The 249-nt window shown below is 66.3% G+C and carries 1 protein-coding gene; it reads right to left on the bottom strand.

Features of this window, described 5'->3' with window-relative positions; translation table 11 throughout:
* The coding region (locus tag RVY79_RS20950) for an ATPase, T2SS/T4P/T4SS family (protein ID WP_317466537.1) at positions 1 to 249 on the bottom strand (249 nt) is incomplete at both ends.

Genomic DNA, 249 nt, shown 5'->3' with positions numbered 1-249 from the left:
ATCTCCTGCACGCTGATGAGCTTGCGGCGGCCATCGGTCAGGCGCGAAACCTGCACCACCACCGACAGTGCCGAAGTGATCTGCTGGCGCATGGTCTTGGGTGGCAGCGACAGGCCGGCCATGCTGACCATGTTCTCGAGCCGTGTCAGCGCATCGCGCGGCGTGTTGGCGTGAATGGTGGCCAGCGAGCCCTCGTGGCCGGTGTTCATGGCGTGCAGCATGTCCAGCGCCTCCGCCCCGCGTACTTCG

The sequence above is a fragment of the Chromohalobacter sp. HP20-39 genome, from assembly GCF_033052815.1.
Taxonomy (GTDB): Bacteria; Pseudomonadota; Gammaproteobacteria; order Pseudomonadales; family Halomonadaceae; genus Chromohalobacter.
This window is presented reverse-complemented; position numbering and strand designations above follow the sequence as displayed.